This is a genomic window from Pseudomonas sp. R76 (genome assembly GCF_009834565.1).
Lineage (GTDB): Bacteria > Pseudomonadota > Gammaproteobacteria > Pseudomonadales > Pseudomonadaceae > Aquipseudomonas.
This window is the reverse complement of sequence record NZ_CP019428.1, coordinates 2,188,445-2,204,105: the sequence shown is the minus strand read 5'-3', so window position 1 is coordinate 2,204,105 and position 15,661 is coordinate 2,188,445. Positions and strand designations below refer to the sequence as shown.

At 62.8% G+C, this 15,661-nt stretch carries 19 protein-coding genes; 5 read left to right on the top strand and 14 right to left on the bottom strand.

Annotated features, from left to right (window positions below; genetic code table 11):
- Positions 1–120: 120 nt before the first annotated feature.
- Together phnD and phnC are read right to left on the bottom strand one after the other, a co-directional pair.
- Entirely contained in the window at positions 121–1,122 is a 1,002-nt protein-coding gene (gene phnD, locus PspR76_RS10115) for a phosphonate ABC transporter substrate-binding protein (RefSeq protein ID WP_159955060.1), read from the bottom strand.
- A gap of 32 nt (positions 1,123–1,154) precedes the next feature.
- The gene (phnC, locus tag PspR76_RS10110) at positions 1,155–1,988 is read right to left on the bottom strand and encodes a phosphonate ABC transporter ATP-binding protein (protein ID WP_159955059.1); all 834 of its coding nucleotides are present in this window, start codon (positions 1,986–1,988) and stop codon (positions 1,155–1,157) included.
- A gap of 835 nt (positions 1,989–2,823) precedes the next feature.
- On the opposite strand from phnC, the gene PspR76_RS10105 reads away from it, so the two are divergent.
- Entirely contained in the window at positions 2,824–3,099 is a 276-nt protein-coding gene (locus PspR76_RS10105) for a DUF6124 family protein (RefSeq protein WP_159955058.1), read from the top strand.
- A gap of 237 nt (positions 3,100–3,336) precedes the next feature.
- Here the strand turns inward: PspR76_RS10105 and PspR76_RS10100 are convergent, their stop codons facing one another.
- The 10 genes from PspR76_RS10100 to ccmA all read right to left on the bottom strand — a co-directional run bounded on the left by PspR76_RS10100 (position 3,337) and on the right by ccmA (position 10,692).
- Positions 3,337–3,729, bottom strand: a complete 393-nt coding sequence (locus tag PspR76_RS10100) for a hypothetical protein (protein WP_159955057.1) — start codon at positions 3,727–3,729, stop codon at positions 3,337–3,339.
- A 16-nt stretch (positions 3,730–3,745) separates the two neighbouring features.
- Entirely contained in the window at positions 3,746–4,930 is a 1,185-nt protein-coding gene (gene ccmI / locus PspR76_RS10095) for a c-type cytochrome biogenesis protein CcmI (RefSeq protein ID WP_159955056.1), read from the bottom strand.
- On the bottom strand, positions 4,923–5,396 hold the full coding sequence (locus PspR76_RS10090; RefSeq protein WP_159955055.1) for a cytochrome c-type biogenesis protein: 474 nt from the start codon (positions 5,394–5,396) through the stop codon (positions 4,923–4,925). Before PspR76_RS10090 ends, ccmI begins: the two co-directional genes overlap by 8 nt.
- Complete coding sequence (locus tag PspR76_RS10085; RefSeq protein WP_016972113.1) at positions 5,393–5,929, bottom strand: DsbE family thiol:disulfide interchange protein; 537 nt, start codon at positions 5,927–5,929, stop codon at positions 5,393–5,395. Before PspR76_RS10085 ends, PspR76_RS10090 begins: the two co-directional genes overlap by 4 nt.
- On the bottom strand, positions 5,926–7,914 hold the full coding sequence (locus PspR76_RS10080; protein ID WP_159955054.1) for a heme lyase CcmF/NrfE family subunit: 1,989 nt from the start codon (positions 7,912–7,914) through the stop codon (positions 5,926–5,928). Before PspR76_RS10080 ends, PspR76_RS10085 begins: the two co-directional genes overlap by 4 nt.
- Positions 7,915–7,917: 3 nt before the next feature.
- Positions 7,918–8,385 (bottom strand): cytochrome c maturation protein CcmE, encoded by a 468-nt coding sequence (gene ccmE / locus PspR76_RS10075; RefSeq protein WP_159955053.1) that lies wholly within the window; start codon positions 8,383–8,385, stop codon positions 7,918–7,920.
- A complete protein-coding gene (ccmD, locus tag PspR76_RS10070; RefSeq protein ID WP_159955052.1) occupies positions 8,382–8,558 on the bottom strand; it encodes a heme exporter protein CcmD in 177 nt (58 codons plus the stop codon). The genes ccmE and ccmD overlap by 4 nt, the downstream gene beginning before the upstream one ends.
- Complete coding sequence (locus PspR76_RS10065) at positions 8,555–9,310, bottom strand: heme ABC transporter permease (protein ID WP_159955051.1); 756 nt, start codon at positions 9,308–9,310, stop codon at positions 8,555–8,557. Before PspR76_RS10065 ends, ccmD begins: the two co-directional genes overlap by 4 nt.
- Before the next feature lie 81 nt (positions 9,311–9,391).
- Entirely contained in the window at positions 9,392–10,060 is a 669-nt protein-coding gene (ccmB, locus tag PspR76_RS10060) for a heme exporter protein CcmB (RefSeq protein ID WP_014717701.1), read from the bottom strand.
- The gene (gene ccmA / locus PspR76_RS10055; protein WP_159955050.1) at positions 10,057–10,692 is read right to left on the bottom strand and encodes a cytochrome c biogenesis heme-transporting ATPase CcmA; all 636 of its coding nucleotides are present in this window, start codon (positions 10,690–10,692) and stop codon (positions 10,057–10,059) included. The genes ccmB and ccmA overlap by 4 nt, the downstream gene beginning before the upstream one ends.
- A gap of 200 nt (positions 10,693–10,892) precedes the next feature.
- On the opposite strand from ccmA, the gene fliK reads away from it, so the two are divergent.
- Together fliK and PspR76_RS10045 are read left to right on the top strand one after the other, a co-directional pair.
- Complete coding sequence (gene fliK / locus PspR76_RS10050; RefSeq protein WP_159955049.1) at positions 10,893–12,473, top strand: flagellar hook-length control protein FliK; 1,581 nt, start codon at positions 10,893–10,895, stop codon at positions 12,471–12,473.
- Positions 12,470–12,799: an EscU/YscU/HrcU family type III secretion system export apparatus switch protein gene (locus PspR76_RS10045; RefSeq protein ID WP_159955048.1), complete on the top strand. Its 330-nt coding sequence runs from the start codon at positions 12,470–12,472 to the stop codon at positions 12,797–12,799. The genes fliK and PspR76_RS10045 overlap by 4 nt, the downstream gene beginning before the upstream one ends.
- A 129-nt stretch (positions 12,800–12,928) precedes the next feature.
- Here PspR76_RS10045 and PspR76_RS10040 read toward each other — a convergent pair whose 3' ends face one another.
- Together PspR76_RS10040 and moaB are read right to left on the bottom strand one after the other, a co-directional pair.
- Positions 12,929–14,146, bottom strand: a complete 1,218-nt coding sequence (locus tag PspR76_RS10040) for a molybdopterin molybdotransferase MoeA (RefSeq protein WP_174245609.1) — start codon at positions 14,144–14,146, stop codon at positions 12,929–12,931.
- On the bottom strand, positions 14,139–14,678 hold the full coding sequence (gene moaB, locus PspR76_RS10035; RefSeq protein ID WP_159955047.1) for a molybdenum cofactor biosynthesis protein B: 540 nt from the start codon (positions 14,676–14,678) through the stop codon (positions 14,139–14,141). Before moaB ends, PspR76_RS10040 begins: the two co-directional genes overlap by 8 nt.
- Before the next feature lie 76 nt (positions 14,679–14,754).
- On the opposite strand from moaB, the gene mobA reads away from it, so the two are divergent.
- On the top strand, positions 14,755–15,357 hold the full coding sequence (mobA, locus tag PspR76_RS10030; protein ID WP_159955046.1) for a molybdenum cofactor guanylyltransferase MobA: 603 nt from the start codon (positions 14,755–14,757) through the stop codon (positions 15,355–15,357).
- A gap of 79 nt (positions 15,358–15,436) precedes the next feature.
- The gene (locus PspR76_RS10025) at positions 15,437–15,658 is read left to right on the top strand and encodes a YgdI/YgdR family lipoprotein (RefSeq protein WP_017136187.1); all 222 of its coding nucleotides are present in this window, start codon (positions 15,437–15,439) and stop codon (positions 15,656–15,658) included.
- Positions 15,659–15,661 lie beyond the last annotated feature (3 nt).

Here is a 15,661-nt window from a genome sequence, read left to right as displayed (position 1 = left end):
GGTTCAATGTGGGAGCGGGCTTGCTCGCGAATGCGGTGTGTCAGTCCCTGGATGTGTTGAATGACACACCGCTTTCGCGAGCAAGCCCGCTCCCACATAAAGCCCGGTTCCTACAGGGGGTTAGCCGTTTGCCGCAGTCTTTTTGTCGAGTTCGCTGATGCGCTGTTGCAGCTTGGCCAGGTCGGCGTCGATGTCGGCGAGCTTCTTGGCTTTGTCAGCCGCTTCGAGGTGGTCATCCGCACTGATGGTGGTGCGCTGCTTGAACAGCTCCAGTTGGCGGATCGGCAGCAGTTGGTCGTCATTCGAAGCGAGGAACTTGCCCAGCTGCATGTTCTTAAGCACCGCCTTTTCTTCATCGGTATCGCCGTAGTGGGCGAAGAAATCGCGGATCTTGGTCTTCTCGCTGTCGCTCAGCGCTTTGCTCCAGACCATCGGGTCAGCCGGGATCAGCGGCGACTTCCAGATCACCTTGAGCATGGCGGCCTTGTCCGGCTGGGTGACTTCCAGGCGGTCCCAGCTTTCGGTGTTGAAGGTGGCCACGTCCAACTGCCCCTTGGCCACGCTCAAGGCGTTAACTTCATGGCTGGAGTTCAGCGTGCGTTTGAACGCGGTGGCGGCGTCGACATGGTTCTTGGCGAACACGTAGTAGCCCGGCACCAGATAGCCGGAAGTGGAGTTCGGGTCACCGTTGCCGAAGGTCAGGTTCTTGGCGTTCTTGAGCATGTCGTCGACGTTGTTGATCGGGCTGTCCTTGCGCACGATCAACACGCTCCAGTAACCGGCGGCGCCGTTGGCGGCAGCGGTCTGGGCGAAGATCTCGCCGTTGGAACGGTCCACGGCTTCCATTGCCGCCTTGTTGCCCAGCCAGGCCACGTCGACCTTGTTGAAGCGCATGCCCTGGATCAGGCCGGCGTAGTCGGAGGCGAAGGTGGCGTTGATGGTCAGGCCGGTCTTCTTGTGCATGTCATCCAGAAAGGGCTGCCAGATGCTCTTGAGGTTCTGTGAAGACTCGGTGGACATGATGCCGAAGTTGATGGCTTTGTCGGCGGCCTGGGCATTGCCCAGGGCGACGCCGGCCAGCAACACCGCAGACAGAAACACGTGGCCGATACGGTTCAACATGGAAAGGATTCCTGTGGGTCGTGAGTAGGGTTTCAAGCGCGCGCCAGGGCCAGCCGAGGGGTGGTTTCGGGGTGGCGGGTCTGGTCGGAAAACATCAGGCTGGTGTCGACGTCGGCACCGTACAAATCGTTGAGGAACCGGCCGCTCATGGCGCTGCCCTGCCCGTCGAAATGAATCCGCCCGCCTTTGAGCGCCACGGCTCGGGGGCAATAACGCATGGCGTAATCGACTTGATGCAGGGTCACCACCACCGTCTTGCCGTCGCGGCGGTTGATGTCGGCGAGGATCTCCATGACCTTGCGCGCCGACTCCGGGTCCAGCGAGGCGATGGGCTCATCGGCGAGGATCACCTCGGCGCGCTGGGTCAAGGCGCGGGCAATCGCCACGCGTTGCTGCTGGCCGCCCGACAAGGTCGACGCACGTTGCGCGGCCAGATCGGCCAGGCCGACGCGGGCGAGGGATTCGAGGGCAAAGGCCTTTTCTTCGGCATTGAACAAACCGAGGTTGCCACGCCAGCGCGGCATGCGGCCCAGGCAACCGAGCAGCACGTTGTCGAGCACGCTCAGGCGGTTGACCAGGTTGAATTGCTGGAAGATGTAGCCGATGTCCGCGCGCAACCGCCGCACCTTGCCATTCAAGCGTCCACTGGCCTGCACCTCCCGGCCCAGCACCTTGACGCTGCCGCCGTTGCTTTTGTCGCAACACGCCAGGCCCGCCAGGTGGCGCAGCAACGTGGACTTGCCGGAACCGGAAGCGCCAATCAGCGCGACCATCTCACCGGATGCAATGGTGAGTTCGAGGTCGACCAATGCGGATTTCTTCGCAAAGGTCTTGTTCAAGTGATCGACATGGATAGCGTGAGTCATGGGCTTCTCTGTCTGGTTTGAACAGCCACAACAGGGCTGCGGTTGAGTTCAAACGACAGTAGGCGCGCCAGGTGTCAGTGCTATTACTTGCACATGACTGCACGGGGGCGGATTGATGAAGGTTTTGTGAAAGGTTGCAAAGCCACCTGACAGATCATTCCCACGCGCAGCAAAGGAATGCCGCCAGGGACGCTCCGCGTCCCGACCTTAGCTCTGCGCAAGGCTGACGCAGAGCGTCACGGGAGGCATTACCACGCAGAGCGTGGGAACGATCTACGCACGCTGAACGAGACTTTCCCTACGCCCAGTCATTTAACCGCTCGGCATTATGTGGACCGAGCCGTACGCAGGAGGGCCAGGCCCTGCCGGGTTTCCCATTCCCCGGTCGACCAATCTGCGTACGGCTCACCCTTTTTTTCAGGCAGTTTAGTGGCGGCTGTGCATGGGAGGCTTCGGCCTACCGGGTTTCTGTGACCGGTCTACCACCCTGTGTACAGCCGCCTCCCTACATCTTCTGATAGCTACAGCAAATGCATGTGAAGATCTGCCCTACACAGATTTCGGGTTGCGTCCGATCAACCTCGCCGTTAACCTTCGCGGGTCGCTGCAAAATCAGCGAACGGGTGTGGAAGCCCGAACTCTCCAGGCGTATAAGCGCCCATAGCCTCTAGCGGGCGCTTTTTTCATGCCCGCTATAAAGTGTTATGGCGGCTGTGCGCGGGGCACCTTGGGGTGCGCCGGGGTCCTGGAGTCCGGTCTTCCACACCTGCGTACAGTCGCCACCCAATCATGTGGAAGTGATCGTGGCGACTCCTATAACTCCAGGAGTAACTGCATGAAAAAAGTCACGCCCAATCCCCCGCCATCCCCCTCGGATGACACCCCACAAACCCCACCCAACCTCATCTTCACCGTCCGCCCCGGCCTCAGCACTGAAGTTGCCTTGAGCAATGCCAGCGAGATGCTGGAATCGGCGACCGTGTGCGCTTACGACTGTGCCGAGCACTTGGATGACTCAAGCCGCAAGCAGGTACTGGCGGTGGTGCAGATGCTTGAGATTGCGCAGTTGTTGGTGGATCAAGCACTGAATCGCGAGTGCCCCGTGGCCTGATGGCTGAGGCGATGCTCGTTCCCACGCTCTGCGTGGGAATGTCGCCTGGGACGCTCTGCGTCCCGAAGTGGGCCTGACGCAGAGCGTCACCGGATGCATTCCCACGCGGAGCGTGGGAACGATCAAATTCGAACGATCAACGGGGATCTACTGTGGGAGCAGGCAAGCCAGCTCCCACAGTGGATTGCATTTCAAGTTGAGTAATAAAAAAGGCGACCTATTGGAGGTCGCCTTTTGTCATTGCGCATACTGCTTGCTCAACCCCGGCGGCACGCCGTGCACGTCGGTTTCTTCCCACGGGCCGTTCGGGCTGATCGAGCGGCTCCAGCCGTTGCTCCAGCGGTAGTAGGTGCGCTGGCGGTAGAAGGTGTCGGGCTGTTCTTCCAGCACATACACCTGCATCTTGCCGTCCCAGTGGCTGGCGGCGCCCGGTGGTGGGGCGAACGTCGGCGATGAGCTTGGCAGCGGTTTTGGCGGCGGGGTGACCGGGCCGGAAGGCTTGGTGCTCGGCTGGGTCGACGGGCCGGACGGCGGGATGGTCGGGCCGGTAGGTTGAGGGGGGCGGTGGACCGCACAAGCGCTGAGCCCCAATACCAGGCTGAGCAAGGTGATACGTGCAAATGCGGTCATAGGCGTTTCCTCGAAATTACTTGTCCGGACTGTCGATAGTCAGCTGCTGCAGCGCAGTGGTGGAGCTGGCCAGCGGTTGGCTGCGGCCGATCCACTCGCCCGTGGTCGGCTGACCGGCCCGGGATATGCGCGCAACCAGTTGGACTTCGGGGAAGTTGGACAGTTTCAACTGCGGCATCATCGCGTCCGCATCGCCCAGTTCCACGGTGATCGGCAGTTCGGCGACGGTCACGCGCTTGGCCGCCAGCGGCGCAGGCGGGCCGGAGACGGCGCGGGCGAAGATGAACACGCTGTCGGTGGGCAGGGCTTTGGCTTTCACCTCGGCAGACAGGTCCACACGTACGTTCATCACTGTCTTTTGCGCCACGGTGCCGCCGTTTTCCTTGAGCTTTTCGGCCGCGCGGTCAATCCCGCCTTGCAGCGCGACCCGGGAATTGTCTTGCGCTGGCAGTTGCGCCAACAGGCGGTTCCAGTAGTCGATGGCTTCCTGATAACGCTGGCCTTCGAAGGCGGCGATACCCAGCAGGCCGAGGCTGGTGACTTCCTTCGGGTCCAGCTTCAAGGCCTCATCGGTCAGCGCCTGCACTTTGGGCGACCACTGTTTATTGTCGGCAAAGTACTGCGCCTGCGCCCATTGGCCGAGCAGTTCCGGCCGGCGACCGGCCAGGGCCACGGTGCGCTCGAAGACCTTCGCGGCATCGGCCGAACGGTCCTGGGCCATGTAGGCGCGGCCCAGGAAGTACAAGCCTTCCGGCGAATCCGGCTGGGCGGCGGCGGCACGCTCCAGGCGCTGGGTCATGTCCTGCATGGACACTGGCGGCTGGGAGAATTCGCGGGTCAGTTCGACCTTGTCGCTGGCGCCGTAATGCAGGTACAGCGCAACACCCAAAACCGGCACCAGAAAAGCCGCCAGAAACGGCAGCGGTTTGCCGAGGCGCGATTCGCGGGGTTTTTCCACGCCTTCGGTATCGGCCAGCAGTTCGCGGGCAGCTTCGGCACGGCCGGTGTCGAGTTGCGCGGCGTTGAGCACGCCTTCGTCCTGCTGCACTTGCAGCTCGGCCACGCGTTCTTGGTAAAGCGCCACGTTCAGCGCGGTGCGATCCTCTTCACGCTGGGCACGGCGGCCGCGCAATACAGGGATTAACAGGAAACTCAGGGCAATCAGAAGCAGCAACCCTGCTGCGAGCCAAAAATCAATCATCAGTCTTGGTGTCCAGCAATTGGTCGAGGCGTTTGCGCTCTTCAGGGGATAACGCGTCGGAGCCATCAGTAGGCGCGGCGCGGCGACGGCGGACGATCACGGCCATCACCACCACGCCGGCCAGCAACAGCCCGGCAGGGCCGAACCAGAGCAGCGCGGTCTTGCCGGTGAGGGCCGGTTTGTAACGCACGAAATCACCGTAGCGGTCGACCATGAAGTCGATGATCTGCTGGTTGTCCTTGCCCTCCCCCAGCATGCGGAAGATCTCTTTGCGCAAGTCGGCGGCAATCGGCGCGTTGGAGTCGGCGATGTCCTGGTTCTGGCACTTGGGGCAGCGCAGTTCCTTGGTCAGTTCGCGAAAACGCTCGCGGTCACTGTCCTTGGCGAACTCGTAAGTGTCGATGGCCGCATGCGCGACGCCGACCAACCCGAGTGCGAGAACCGCAGCGGCTAACAGACGCTTCATGGCTTGGCCTCATCGACCAGCGCCTGGTACTTGGCGGCAAGTTGCTCGCGCCACACCACTTCGTCGATCACGCCGACGTATTTGTCGCGGATCACGCCTTTGGCATCGATGAAAAAGGTTTCCGGGGCGCCGTACACGCCAAGGTTCAAACCGAGGTTGCCGTCTTCGTCGCGGATATCCAACTGGTACGGGTTATGGAATTCCGCCAGCCACTTCAAGGCCGCCGCATTGTCGTCCTTGTAGTTGATGCCGTAGATCACCACGCCCTTCTCGGCCAGTTTGTTCAGCACCGGGTGTTCGACGCGGCACGAGATACACCAGGTGCCCCACACGTTGACCAGCGCCGGTTTGCCCAGTAGGTCGGCCTGGGTCAGGGTTTTGTCGCCCTGCACCGTCGGCAGGCTGAAGGCCGGGAACTGTTTGCCGATCATCGCCGAGGGCAGCTCGGCCGGGTCCAGGTACAAGCCGCGATACAGAAACACCGCCACCACCAGAAAGGCCGCCAGTGGTAACACCATCAACCAACGCTTCATGCTGGCGCTCCTTGCAGGCCGAGGGCTTCACGCACGCGGCTTTTTACTTTGACCCGATAACGCCGGTCCAGCGCGGCCAGCAAACCACCGAAACCGGTGAGCAAACCGCCGAACCAAATCCAGCGCACGAACGGTTTCACATGCACCCGCACCGCCCAGGCGCCGTCGCCCAGCGGTTCACCCAGCGCTACGTAGAGGTCGCGGGTGAAACCAGCGTCGATACCGGCTTCGGTCATCATCGAACTCTGCACCGTGTACAGGCGTTTTTCCGGGTGCAGCACCGCCACTTCCTTGCCGTTGCGCACCACACGCACGGTGCCTTTGTCTGAGGTGAAGTTCGGGCCTTCGAAGTGCTTGGCGCCCTCGAAGATGAAGTGGTAACCGGCCAGGTCCATGGACTCGCCCGGCGCCAGGCGCAGGTCGCGCTCGGCGCTGTTCTGGCTGGACAGCACCACGCCGAGGGCGCACACGGCGATGCCGATATGCGCGACTTGCATGCCCCAGTAGCTGCGGGTCAGCGTCGGCAAACCTTTGATCAGGCCTTTGTGGCGGGTTTTGTCGAAGATGTCGCGTACGCCGGCCAGCAACACCCAGGCGGCGAGCAGGAAGGTGGCGAGCACGGCCCAGTTGAAGTCGCCGTAGGCAAAGCCTGCGATCACCGCCAAGGCCACACTGCCGAGCAGCACCGGCATCAACATGCCGGCCAGCCATTTCACCGGGGTGTCTTTCCAGCGCACCAGCACGCCGACGGCCATCACCACCATCAACAGGCCCATCAGCGGGATGAACAACGCGTTGAAGTACGGCGGGCCGACCGACAGCTTGGCGCCGCTCAGCGCGTCCAGCACCAGCGGGTACAAGGTGCCGAGCAGGATCATCGACGCGGCCACCACCAGCACCAGGTTATTGCCCAGCAACAGGGTTTCCCGCGACCACAGGTTGAAACCGACCTGGCTCTTGACCACCGGCGCACGCAGGGCGAACAGGGTGAGCGAGCCGCCGACCACAAACAGCAGGAAGATCAGGATGAACACGCCGCGCGCAGGGTCGGAGGCGAACGCGTGTACCGAAGTCAGCACGCCCGAACGCACAAGGAAGGTGCCGAGCAGGCTGAGGGAAAACGCGGCAATCGCCAGCAGAACAGTCCAGCTCTTGAACACACCACGCTTTTCGGTGACGGCCAGCGAGTGAATCAGCGCGGTGCCGACCAGCCAGGGCATGAACGAGGCGTTTTCCACCGGGTCCCAGAACCACCAGCCGCCCCAGCCGAGTTCGTAGTAGGCCCACCACGAGCCCAAGGTGATGCCGATCCCGAGGAAGGCCCAGGCCACGATGGTCCATGGCCGCGACCAACGCGCCCAGGCCGCATCGAGGCGCCCGCCGAGCAAGGCAGCGATGGCGAAAGCGAAGGCCACCGAGAAACCCACGTAACCCATGTAGAGCATCGGCGGGTGCACGATCAGGCCGATGTCTTGCAGCAGCGGGTTGAGGTCATGGCCGTCCACCGGGATCTGCGGCAGGATGCGGCTGAACGGGTTGGAGGTCATGATCAGGAACAGCAAAAAACCGATGCTGATCATGCCCATCACCGCCAGCACCCGCGCCAGCATGACTTGCGGCAGTTGGCGCGAGAACACCGACACGGCGAAGGTCCAGCCGCCGAGGATCAAGGCCCACAACAGCAACGAACCTTCGTGGGCGCCCCATACGGCGCTGAATTTGTAGTACCAGGGCAAGGCGCTGTTGGAGTTGTTGGCGACATAGGCGACGGAAAAGTCGTCGGTCATAAAGGCGTAGGTCAGGCAGCCAAACGCGAACAGCAGAAAGGCAAACTGGCCCCAGGCGGCCGGCTGTGCCAGGCTCATCCACAGGCGATCACCGCGCCAGGCGCCGAGCAACGGCACCACGGCCTGAACGACGGCAAAGCACAGGGCGAGGATCATCGCCAACTGGCCCAGCTCCGGAATAAACAGTGCGGACGTCATGGCTTAGCCCTCCTTGGCAGGCTGTGCATTTGAGCCAGGGGCCGATTGGCCGCTGTCTTTGAGGGCCTTGGTGACCTCGGGCGGCATGTATTTCTCATCGTGCTTGGCCAGCACTTCGTCGGCGACCACTACGCCGTCCGCATTCAGCTTGCCCAGGGCGACGATGCCCTGGCCTTCGCGAAACAGGTCCGGGAGGATGCCGCGATAAGTGATGGTCACGGCCTTGTTGAAGTCGGTGACCACAAAGGTGACGTCCAGGGAATCACCGGAACGTTTCAGCGAGCCCTTCTCGACCATGCCGCCGGCGCGGATGCGCGTGTCCACCGGCGCTTCGCCATTGGCGATTTGGGTCGGGGTGTAGAACAGGTTGATGTTCTGCTGCAAGGCGCTCAGGGCCAGGGTCACCGCGATGCCGACGCCGGCCAGGATGGCCAGGATGATTAACAGACGCTTTCTACGCAGCGGATTCACTTGTCGGTCTCCCGGCGCAAACGACGCGCCTCTTGTTGCAGGTAACGCTTGCGGGCCAGGATCGGCGCGGCGACGTTGAGGGCCAGCACCGCCAGGCAGATGCCATAGGCGGTCCAGACATACAGGCCGTGATGGCCCATGGCGAGAAATTCGCTGAAAGAGTTAAAGCTCATCCACGCGCTCCCAGGCTGTTTTGCACTTCGGCCTTGACCCAGCTGGTGCGGGCTTCGCGCTTGAGCACTTCCAGACGCATGCGCATCAGCAGCACAGCGCCGAAGAAGCAGTAGAACCCCAGCACCATCAGCAGCAGCGGCGCCCACATTTCCACGGGCATTGCCGGCTTTTCAGTGAGGGTGAAGGTGGCGCCCTGGTGCAGGGTGTTCCACCACTGCACCGAGTATTTGATGATCGGGATGTTGATCACGCCAACGATGGCCAGCACCGCGCAGGCCTTGGCGGCGCTGTCACGGTTGCTGATGGCGTTGCCCAGCGCAATCAGGCCGAAGTACAGGAATAGCAGGATCAGCATCGAGGTGAGGCGCGCGTCCCACACCCACCACGAACCCCAGGTCGGTTTGCCCCAGATCGCGCCGGTGACCAGCGCCACGGCGGTCATCCACGCACCGATGGGCGCGGCGCATTGCAGGGCGACGTCGGCCAGTTTCATCTTCCACACCAGGCCGACGACGCCGCACACCGCCAGCATCACGTAGCAGGACTGCGCCAGCATTGCGGCGGGTACGTGGATATAAATGATGCGAAAGCTGTTGCCTTGCTGGTAGTCCGGCGGCGCGAAGGCCAGGCCCCAGACCAGGCCGATGCCGATCAGCAACACGGCGGCGACACTCAACCACGGCAGCAGCCTGGCGCTGATGCCGTAAAACCATTTGGGCGAGCCGAGCTTGTGAAACCAGGTCCAGTTCATTGCTGTTTCCATCACGGTGGTTTCTCGTCTTGGCGAGAAACTCAGGGTCTTTACTGGTTAATAACGCTTAACCAGACCTCATTATTCGCCGACGCTGATCTTCAGGCCAGCCGCTATAGCAAAGGGTGTCAGGGTTACCGCCAGGGCGGTCAGGCTGCCAAGCCACAGGAGGTAACCGGTCGCCGGCATGCCCATGAGCGCGGCCTGCAAGGCGCCGCTGCCGAGGATCAACACCGGGATATACAAAGGCAGAATCAGCAGGGCCAGTAACAGGCCGCCGCGCTTTAAACCGACGGTCAACGCTGCGCCCACCGCCCCCAACAGGCTGAGCACCGGCGTACCGAGTAACAGAGACAGCAGCAATACCGGCAGGCATTCGACGGGCAAGCCGAGCATCATCGCCAACAGCGGCGAGAGCAAGACTAGCGCCAAGCCGGAAAAAACCCAGTGTGCCAGCACCTTGGCCAGTACCAGAAGTGGCAAAGGGTGCGACGAAAGGACCCACTGTTCAAGGGAACCGTCTTCAAAATCACTGCGAAACAGCCCGTCCAGCGAGAGCAGGACGGATAAAAGCGCCGCTACCCACACCAGTCCTGGGGACAAGGTTTGCAACAGTTTAGTCTCGGGACCGACCGCCAGCGGGAACAGGGCGATGACAATGGCGAAGAACACCAGCGGGTTGGCCAATTCAGCCGGGCGGCGGCACAACAGCCGCGCTTCGCGGGCGACCAGCAGGGCGAACACACTCATACCCACCACCGGCCCAGGTCGAGGTCGCGATAACCGGCGGGCATGCGCGTCAGTGTGTGGTGCGTGGTGAGCACAATCAGCCCGCCCTGCTCGCAGTGTTGGGCCAGGTGCTCTTCGAGCTGGGCAACGCCTTGTTTGTCGAGCGCGGTGAACGGCTCGTCGAGAATCCACAGCGGCGGCCCGGGCAGATACAAACGCGCCAGGGCCACGCGGCGCTGTTGGCCGGCCGACAGGGTGTGGCACGGCACGTCTTCGAAACCCTTGAGGCCGACAGCGGCCAGGGCCTGCCAGATGGCGTCGCGGGAAGCCGGGTGATGCAGGGCGCTGAGCCAGCTGAGGTTTTCTTCCGGCGTGAGCACATCCTTGATGCCGGCGGCGTGGCCGATCCAGATCAGGTTGCGGGCCAGCTCGCTGCGTTGCTCGGTCAGGGGTTTGCCGTTGAGTCGCACCTCACCGGCCGTCGGCTGCATCAACCCCGCCAGCAGGCGCAGCAGGCTGGTCTTGCCGCTGCCGTTGGGGCCGCTGACCTGCACCATGTCGCCGCCCGTCAGCCGCAGGTCGAGGTGCTCGAACAGCAGGCGCAGGTCGCGTTCACAGGAGAGCGCTACGGCTTCAAGAAGAGGGCTGGTCAAAAGATCGCGGGCCTTTACGGTTCAAGTCGGCGGTGCAGCAGCCGTTATAGAGAAAAGCACAATAACGGCTTTGGCGACCGATTTTAGAGAGCTGGATCAAATAGTTGTGAGGTTTTTACCGCTCTCTTTGCAGACGGGCGGCATTATACATGTGATGCCCTACTCTAAAGAGGGCAATTTCCCCAGAGACGACGCGCACGATGACCGGTGAGATCAACCTTCCTACGCTGCCGCCTGCCGCCCCGGCGCCCAGCCCTGCCCCGCTGCCGCCGACCGGTGAGCTGCTCAAGCTGCTGGAGCCGCAGACCGGCCTGATCGACCCTGGAAAAACCGTCAATGCCGAGGTGATCGCGCTTAAACAAGGCGGCGATGCGTTTCAACTGTTATTGAAGTTGACCCTCGAAGGCGGCCGCCAGACCTTGGTGCAAGCCAGCAGCGCCCAGCCGTTGCCGCTGGGCAGCAACGTGGCGGTGAGCCAGACGCCCACCGGCAACCTGACCATTTCCTTGCAGCAAGCCTTGAGCGCCAACGTGGCTGCCCTCACCCGCATCGATACCACGCAAATGCCGGTGGGCACGCTGTTGCAAGCCAAGGTGCTGACCACGCAGATGCTGCCGCAAGGCACCACGCAACCGGCAATTTATCGCTCGCTGGTGACCGTGCTCAACAACGCCCTTGCCGGCACCACGCTGACGCTGGAAAGCCCACAGCCGCTTCGGGTGGGCAGCTTGCTCAGCGCGGTGGTTCAGAATGCGCAGACCTTGAATTTCGTGCCGTTGAGCGGTCTCAAGGATCAATTGGCGGTCGCGCAACAGCTCTCCACCCAGCAAAGTCGCCAAGGCTCGTTGGACGTGGTGTTCACCGCCGCGCAAAACCTGCCGACGGACGACAGCACTTCCACCGACCTGCGTGCCGCAGCCGCGCGTTTGCTCGCGGCGCTGCCCGACCTGGCCCAAGTCAGCAACCCCAAGGTGTTGGCGCAACTGGTTCAGAACAGCGGCGCGTTCCTTGAAGCCAAGCTACTCGCCGGGCAAAACCCGCAAATACCGCCGCTGGACATGAAAGGCGCGCTGCTGCGCCTGGTCGCCGACTTGCTGCCGGCCCTGCCCAGCGCCACCAACCTCAACGCGATTCTCGCCGCCAACACCCTCGCCCAGGTGTTGCCGAATTTTGTGCGCAGCCCGTTGAACACACTGGGCCAGGTCAGCGCCCGCCAGACACCCGCCGGCTTCCCGTTGCCCGAGCGGCTGATGGCGAAACTGGAAGGCGAAGGCGACCTGGAAAACCTGCTGCGCCTGGCCGCAGGGGCGATTTCGCGCTTGCAGAGCCACCAGCTGTCGAGCCTGGAGCAAACCGGCACCACCGCCGATGGCCGCTTGCAAACCACCTGGCAGCTGGAAATCCCCATGCGCACCTTGCAGGACATTGTGCCGTTGCAGGTCAAGTTCCAGCGCGAAGAGCCGGCGCCGGACAAGGACCAACCGGAGCGCAAAGACAAGAAAGACCCCAAGCAGATGCTCTGGCGCGTCGAGCTGGCATTCGACATGGAGCCGCTGGGGCCGCTGCAGGTTCAGGCGCAACTGACACAGGGCAAACTGTCCAGCCAGCTGTGGGCGACGCGGCCCTATACCGCGAGTTTGATCGAAAGCCATTTGGGCAGCTTGCGCGAGCGCCTGGTGACCTCGGGCCTCAACGTCGGCGACCTCGATTGCCACCTCGGCACGCCGCCTCGCGGGCCGAGAACCGGGCTGGAACAACGCTGGGTGGATGAAACCGCATGAAAAACCCGTCTCCACCACGCCAGGCGATTGCGCTCAAGTATGACGGCCAGCAAGCCCCGACCTTGACGGCCAAGGGCGACGACGCCCTGGCTGAAGCCATTTTGAAGTTGGCGCGGGAAAATGAAGTGCCGATCTATGAGAACGCCGAGCTGGTGAAGCTGCTGGCACGCATGGAACTGGGCGACAGTATCCCCGAAGAGTTGTACCGCACGGTGGCAGAGATTATCGCGTTTGCGTGGACGCTGAAGGGCAAGTTCCCGGTGGGCTACAACCCGAATGCCGAGCCGGTGGAGCGGGATGTGACTGAGCGTGGGGATGATTACTGAGCATCTCAGACATTCACGCATACACATGTGGGAGCTGGCTTGCCTGCGATAGCGGTGTGTCAGCTTGCTTATCTGGAACAGGTAGACCGCTATCGCAGGCAAGCCAGCTCCCACAGTGGTTCTCTATTGTCAGTTCAGGACTTCACTCAGGGGAATGAAATTGACCCGATCGCCAATAGCCAGCGTCGTCCCTTCCAGCACCTCCACAAACCCTTCCGCCCATGCCGCGCTGCGCAGCACGCCGGAGCTTTGGTTGCGGTAGATGATCGCCTTGCCCTGCTCGATACGCCCGCGCAGGTACTCGCGACGGTTGCCCGGCTTGGGCCAGGTGAACCCCACCGGCACTTCAAAACGCAGCGGCTCAACCTCTTGCACACCTTGGCGGCGCAGCAGGTAAGGCCGCGCCAACAACGCAAAGGTCACCAGGGTCGAGGCCGGGTTGCCGGGCAGGCCGATCACCGGCACGCCGCGAAAATGGCCGAAGGTCAGCGGTTTGCCGGGTTTGATCGCCAGCTTCCACAGGGCCAGCTCGCCCTCTTCACGCAGGGCGATGCCGAGGAAGTCCGCCTCGCCCACCGACACACCGCCGGTCGACAGAATCAGGTCGACATTGCCCAGGTCTGCCAGGCGTTTGCGGGTTTTTTCCAGGTCATCCGGCAGGATCCCGGCATCAACCACTTCACAGCCCATGCGCGCCAGCCAGCTGCACAGCACGCGGCGGTTGCTGTTGTAGATCTGTCCCGGGCCCAGCGGCAAACCCGGCTCGATCAACTCGTCGCCGGTGGACAGCACGGCCACACGCACGCGGCGAACCACGCTCAGGCGGTCGTGGCCGAGGGACGCGGCCAGGCCCAGTTCGATTGGGCCCAGGCGCGTGCCGGCGTTCAACACCCGCTCGCCAACGGTGGTTTCCTGGCCTTGTGGGCGGATGTTCTGGTGCGCCTGCAACGGCTCGGTAAAGCTCACGCGTTCGTCGGCGTGGACCACGGCGTTTTCCTGCATCTCTACGCAATCGGCGCCTTCGGGCACCGGTGCGCCGGTGAAGATGCGCGCACAGGTGCCAGCCGCCAACGGCTGCGGCGCCTGGCCGGCGAAGATCCGTTGGCTGACCGGCAAGGGCTCGCCTGTCCAGTCCGCAAGGCGCAGGGCGTAGCCGTCCATGGCGCTGTTCGGCCAGGGCGGCAGGTCAAGGGTGGAGATCAGGTCTTGCGCCAATACGCGGCCATCGCAGTCAGCCAGCGGCAGCACGTGGGGCTCACGGATCGGCGCGGCTTCGGCCATGTCCAGCAGTTGGCGCAGCGCGTCTTCCACCGGCATCAGCGCGCCGGTTTTGCCGGGCTTATCCACGAGTTTCGCAGGGTTCAGCCTGCTTCAAGTGGGGCACGAAGTTGCACGGGCGGTGGCGGTTATCCAGTTGCTCGGCGAGGATGCCGTCCCAGCCGGTGCGCACCGCGTTGGTCGAGCCCGGCAGGCAGCACACCAGCGTGCCATTGGCCAGGCCGGCGAGCGCGCGCGATTGCACGGTGGAGGTGCCGATGTCGGCCACGGAGATCTGGCGGAACAGTTCGCCAAAACCATCGACGTGCTTGTCGAGCAGGCAGCTCACCGCTTCGGGCGTGCTGTCGCGGCCGGTGAAGCCGGTGCCGCCAGTGATCAGCACCACTTGCACCACGTCTTCGGCGATCCAGTGCGCAACTTTCGCGCGAATTTTGTAGAGGTCGTCCTTGAGCAGCACGCGCTCGGCCAGGTTATGGCCGGCGGCGCTCAGGCGGTCGACGAAGACCTGGCCCGAGGTGTCGGTGTCCAGGGTGCGGGTGTCGCTGACGGTCAGCACAGCAATATTCAGGGGTACGAAGGGCGCATCAGCCTTGGCTTTCATGGCTCGGTCCGGTTGTCGAAGGAACAGCCCGATGTTATATCACAGGGCCCTATTTGCCTGCCGCTGCGGAACCGCCATGTCCCTCGATTCTTCGCCCCTGCCCTGTTCGATTCTGTTGCTGGCCGGTGGCCGTGGCCAACGCATGGGCGGCCAGGACAAAGGCCTGCTGCCCTGGCGCGGCCAGCCATTGATTGCGCATTTGCAGGGCCTGGCCCGGCCGCTAACGGATGACCTGATCATCTCCTGCAACCGCAACCACCACCTCTATGCGCCGTACGCAGACCAGTTGGTGAGTGACGACAGCCCGGACTTCCCCGGCCCGCTGGCCGGCATCCGCGCCGGGTTGGCCGCCGCGCGTCATGCGCATCTGCTGATACTGCCGTGTGACGTGCCCAACATTGATGTGAGACTGCTGACCGACCTGCGTGAGACTGCGCGCCACCATCCCGAGCTGCCGGTGATGGTGCGCCATGGCGAGTTCTGGGAACCCTTGATCTGCATCATCCCCACCCACCTGCAAACCGAGATAGAACGGGCCTGGGACGCCGGTGAACGCAGCCCGCGCAAGATTCTCCTGCAACTGGGTGGCGTGGGCCTGGAATGCGCCGCGAATGACCCACGCCTGGCCAACCTGAATACACCTGAGCTGTTGCACCCAGGCTCCGGCGTGTCAGAATGAACCTCGCACAAGGAACTTTGTCGACGCCGCGCGCGTCACACGGTCAGCAATTTAAAAGAATTCTCTCGGAGACAAACTCATGACTCAACGGACCATCGCCGCTCTCATGCTTGCACTGGGCCTCGCTACTCTCGCCGGTTGCGCCTCGCCTACAGTGATCACCCTGAATGACGGTCGCGAAATCCAGGCCGTCGACACCCCTAAATACGACAAGGCTTCGGGCTTCTATGAGTTCGAACAACTTGACGGTAAGCAGACCCGCATCAACAAAGACCAGGTTCGCACCGTTAAAGACCTGTAAGTC

Coding starts and splice junctions, on each gene's coding strand:
- phnD (WP_159955060.1), bottom strand. CDS start 1,122: ATGTTGAACCGTATCGGCCACGTGTTTCTGTCTGCGGTGTTGCTGGCC.
- phnC (WP_159955059.1), bottom strand. CDS start 1,988: ATGACTCACGCTATCCATGTCGATCACTTGAACAAGACCTTTGCGAAG.
- PspR76_RS10105 (WP_159955058.1), top strand. CDS start 2,824: ATGAAAAAAGTCACGCCCAATCCCCCGCCATCCCCCTCGGATGACACC.
- PspR76_RS10100 (WP_159955057.1), bottom strand. CDS start 3,729: ATGACCGCATTTGCACGTATCACCTTGCTCAGCCTGGTATTGGGGCTC.
- ccmI (WP_159955056.1), bottom strand. CDS start 4,930: ATGATTGATTTTTGGCTCGCAGCAGGGTTGCTGCTTCTGATTGCCCTG.
- PspR76_RS10090 (WP_159955055.1), bottom strand. CDS start 5,396: ATGAAGCGTCTGTTAGCCGCTGCGGTTCTCGCACTCGGGTTGGTCGGC.
- PspR76_RS10085 (WP_016972113.1), bottom strand. CDS start 5,929: ATGAAGCGTTGGTTGATGGTGTTACCACTGGCGGCCTTTCTGGTGGTG.
- PspR76_RS10080 (WP_159955054.1), bottom strand. CDS start 7,914: ATGACGTCCGCACTGTTTATTCCGGAGCTGGGCCAGTTGGCGATGATC.
- ccmD (WP_159955052.1), bottom strand. CDS start 8,558: ATGAGCTTTAACTCTTTCAGCGAATTTCTCGCCATGGGCCATCACGGC.
- PspR76_RS10065 (WP_159955051.1), bottom strand. CDS start 9,310: ATGAACTGGACCTGGTTTCACAAGCTCGGCTCGCCCAAATGGTTTTAC.
- ccmB (WP_014717701.1), bottom strand. CDS start 10,060: ATGAGTGTGTTCGCCCTGCTGGTCGCCCGCGAAGCGCGGCTGTTGTGC.
- fliK (WP_159955049.1), top strand. CDS start 10,893: ATGACCGGTGAGATCAACCTTCCTACGCTGCCGCCTGCCGCCCCGGCG.
- PspR76_RS10045 (WP_159955048.1), top strand. CDS start 12,470: ATGAAAAACCCGTCTCCACCACGCCAGGCGATTGCGCTCAAGTATGAC.
- moaB (WP_159955047.1), bottom strand. CDS start 14,678: ATGAAAGCCAAGGCTGATGCGCCCTTCGTACCCCTGAATATTGCTGTG.
- mobA (WP_159955046.1), top strand. CDS start 14,755: ATGTCCCTCGATTCTTCGCCCCTGCCCTGTTCGATTCTGTTGCTGGCC.
- PspR76_RS10025 (WP_017136187.1), top strand. CDS start 15,437: ATGACTCAACGGACCATCGCCGCTCTCATGCTTGCACTGGGCCTCGCT.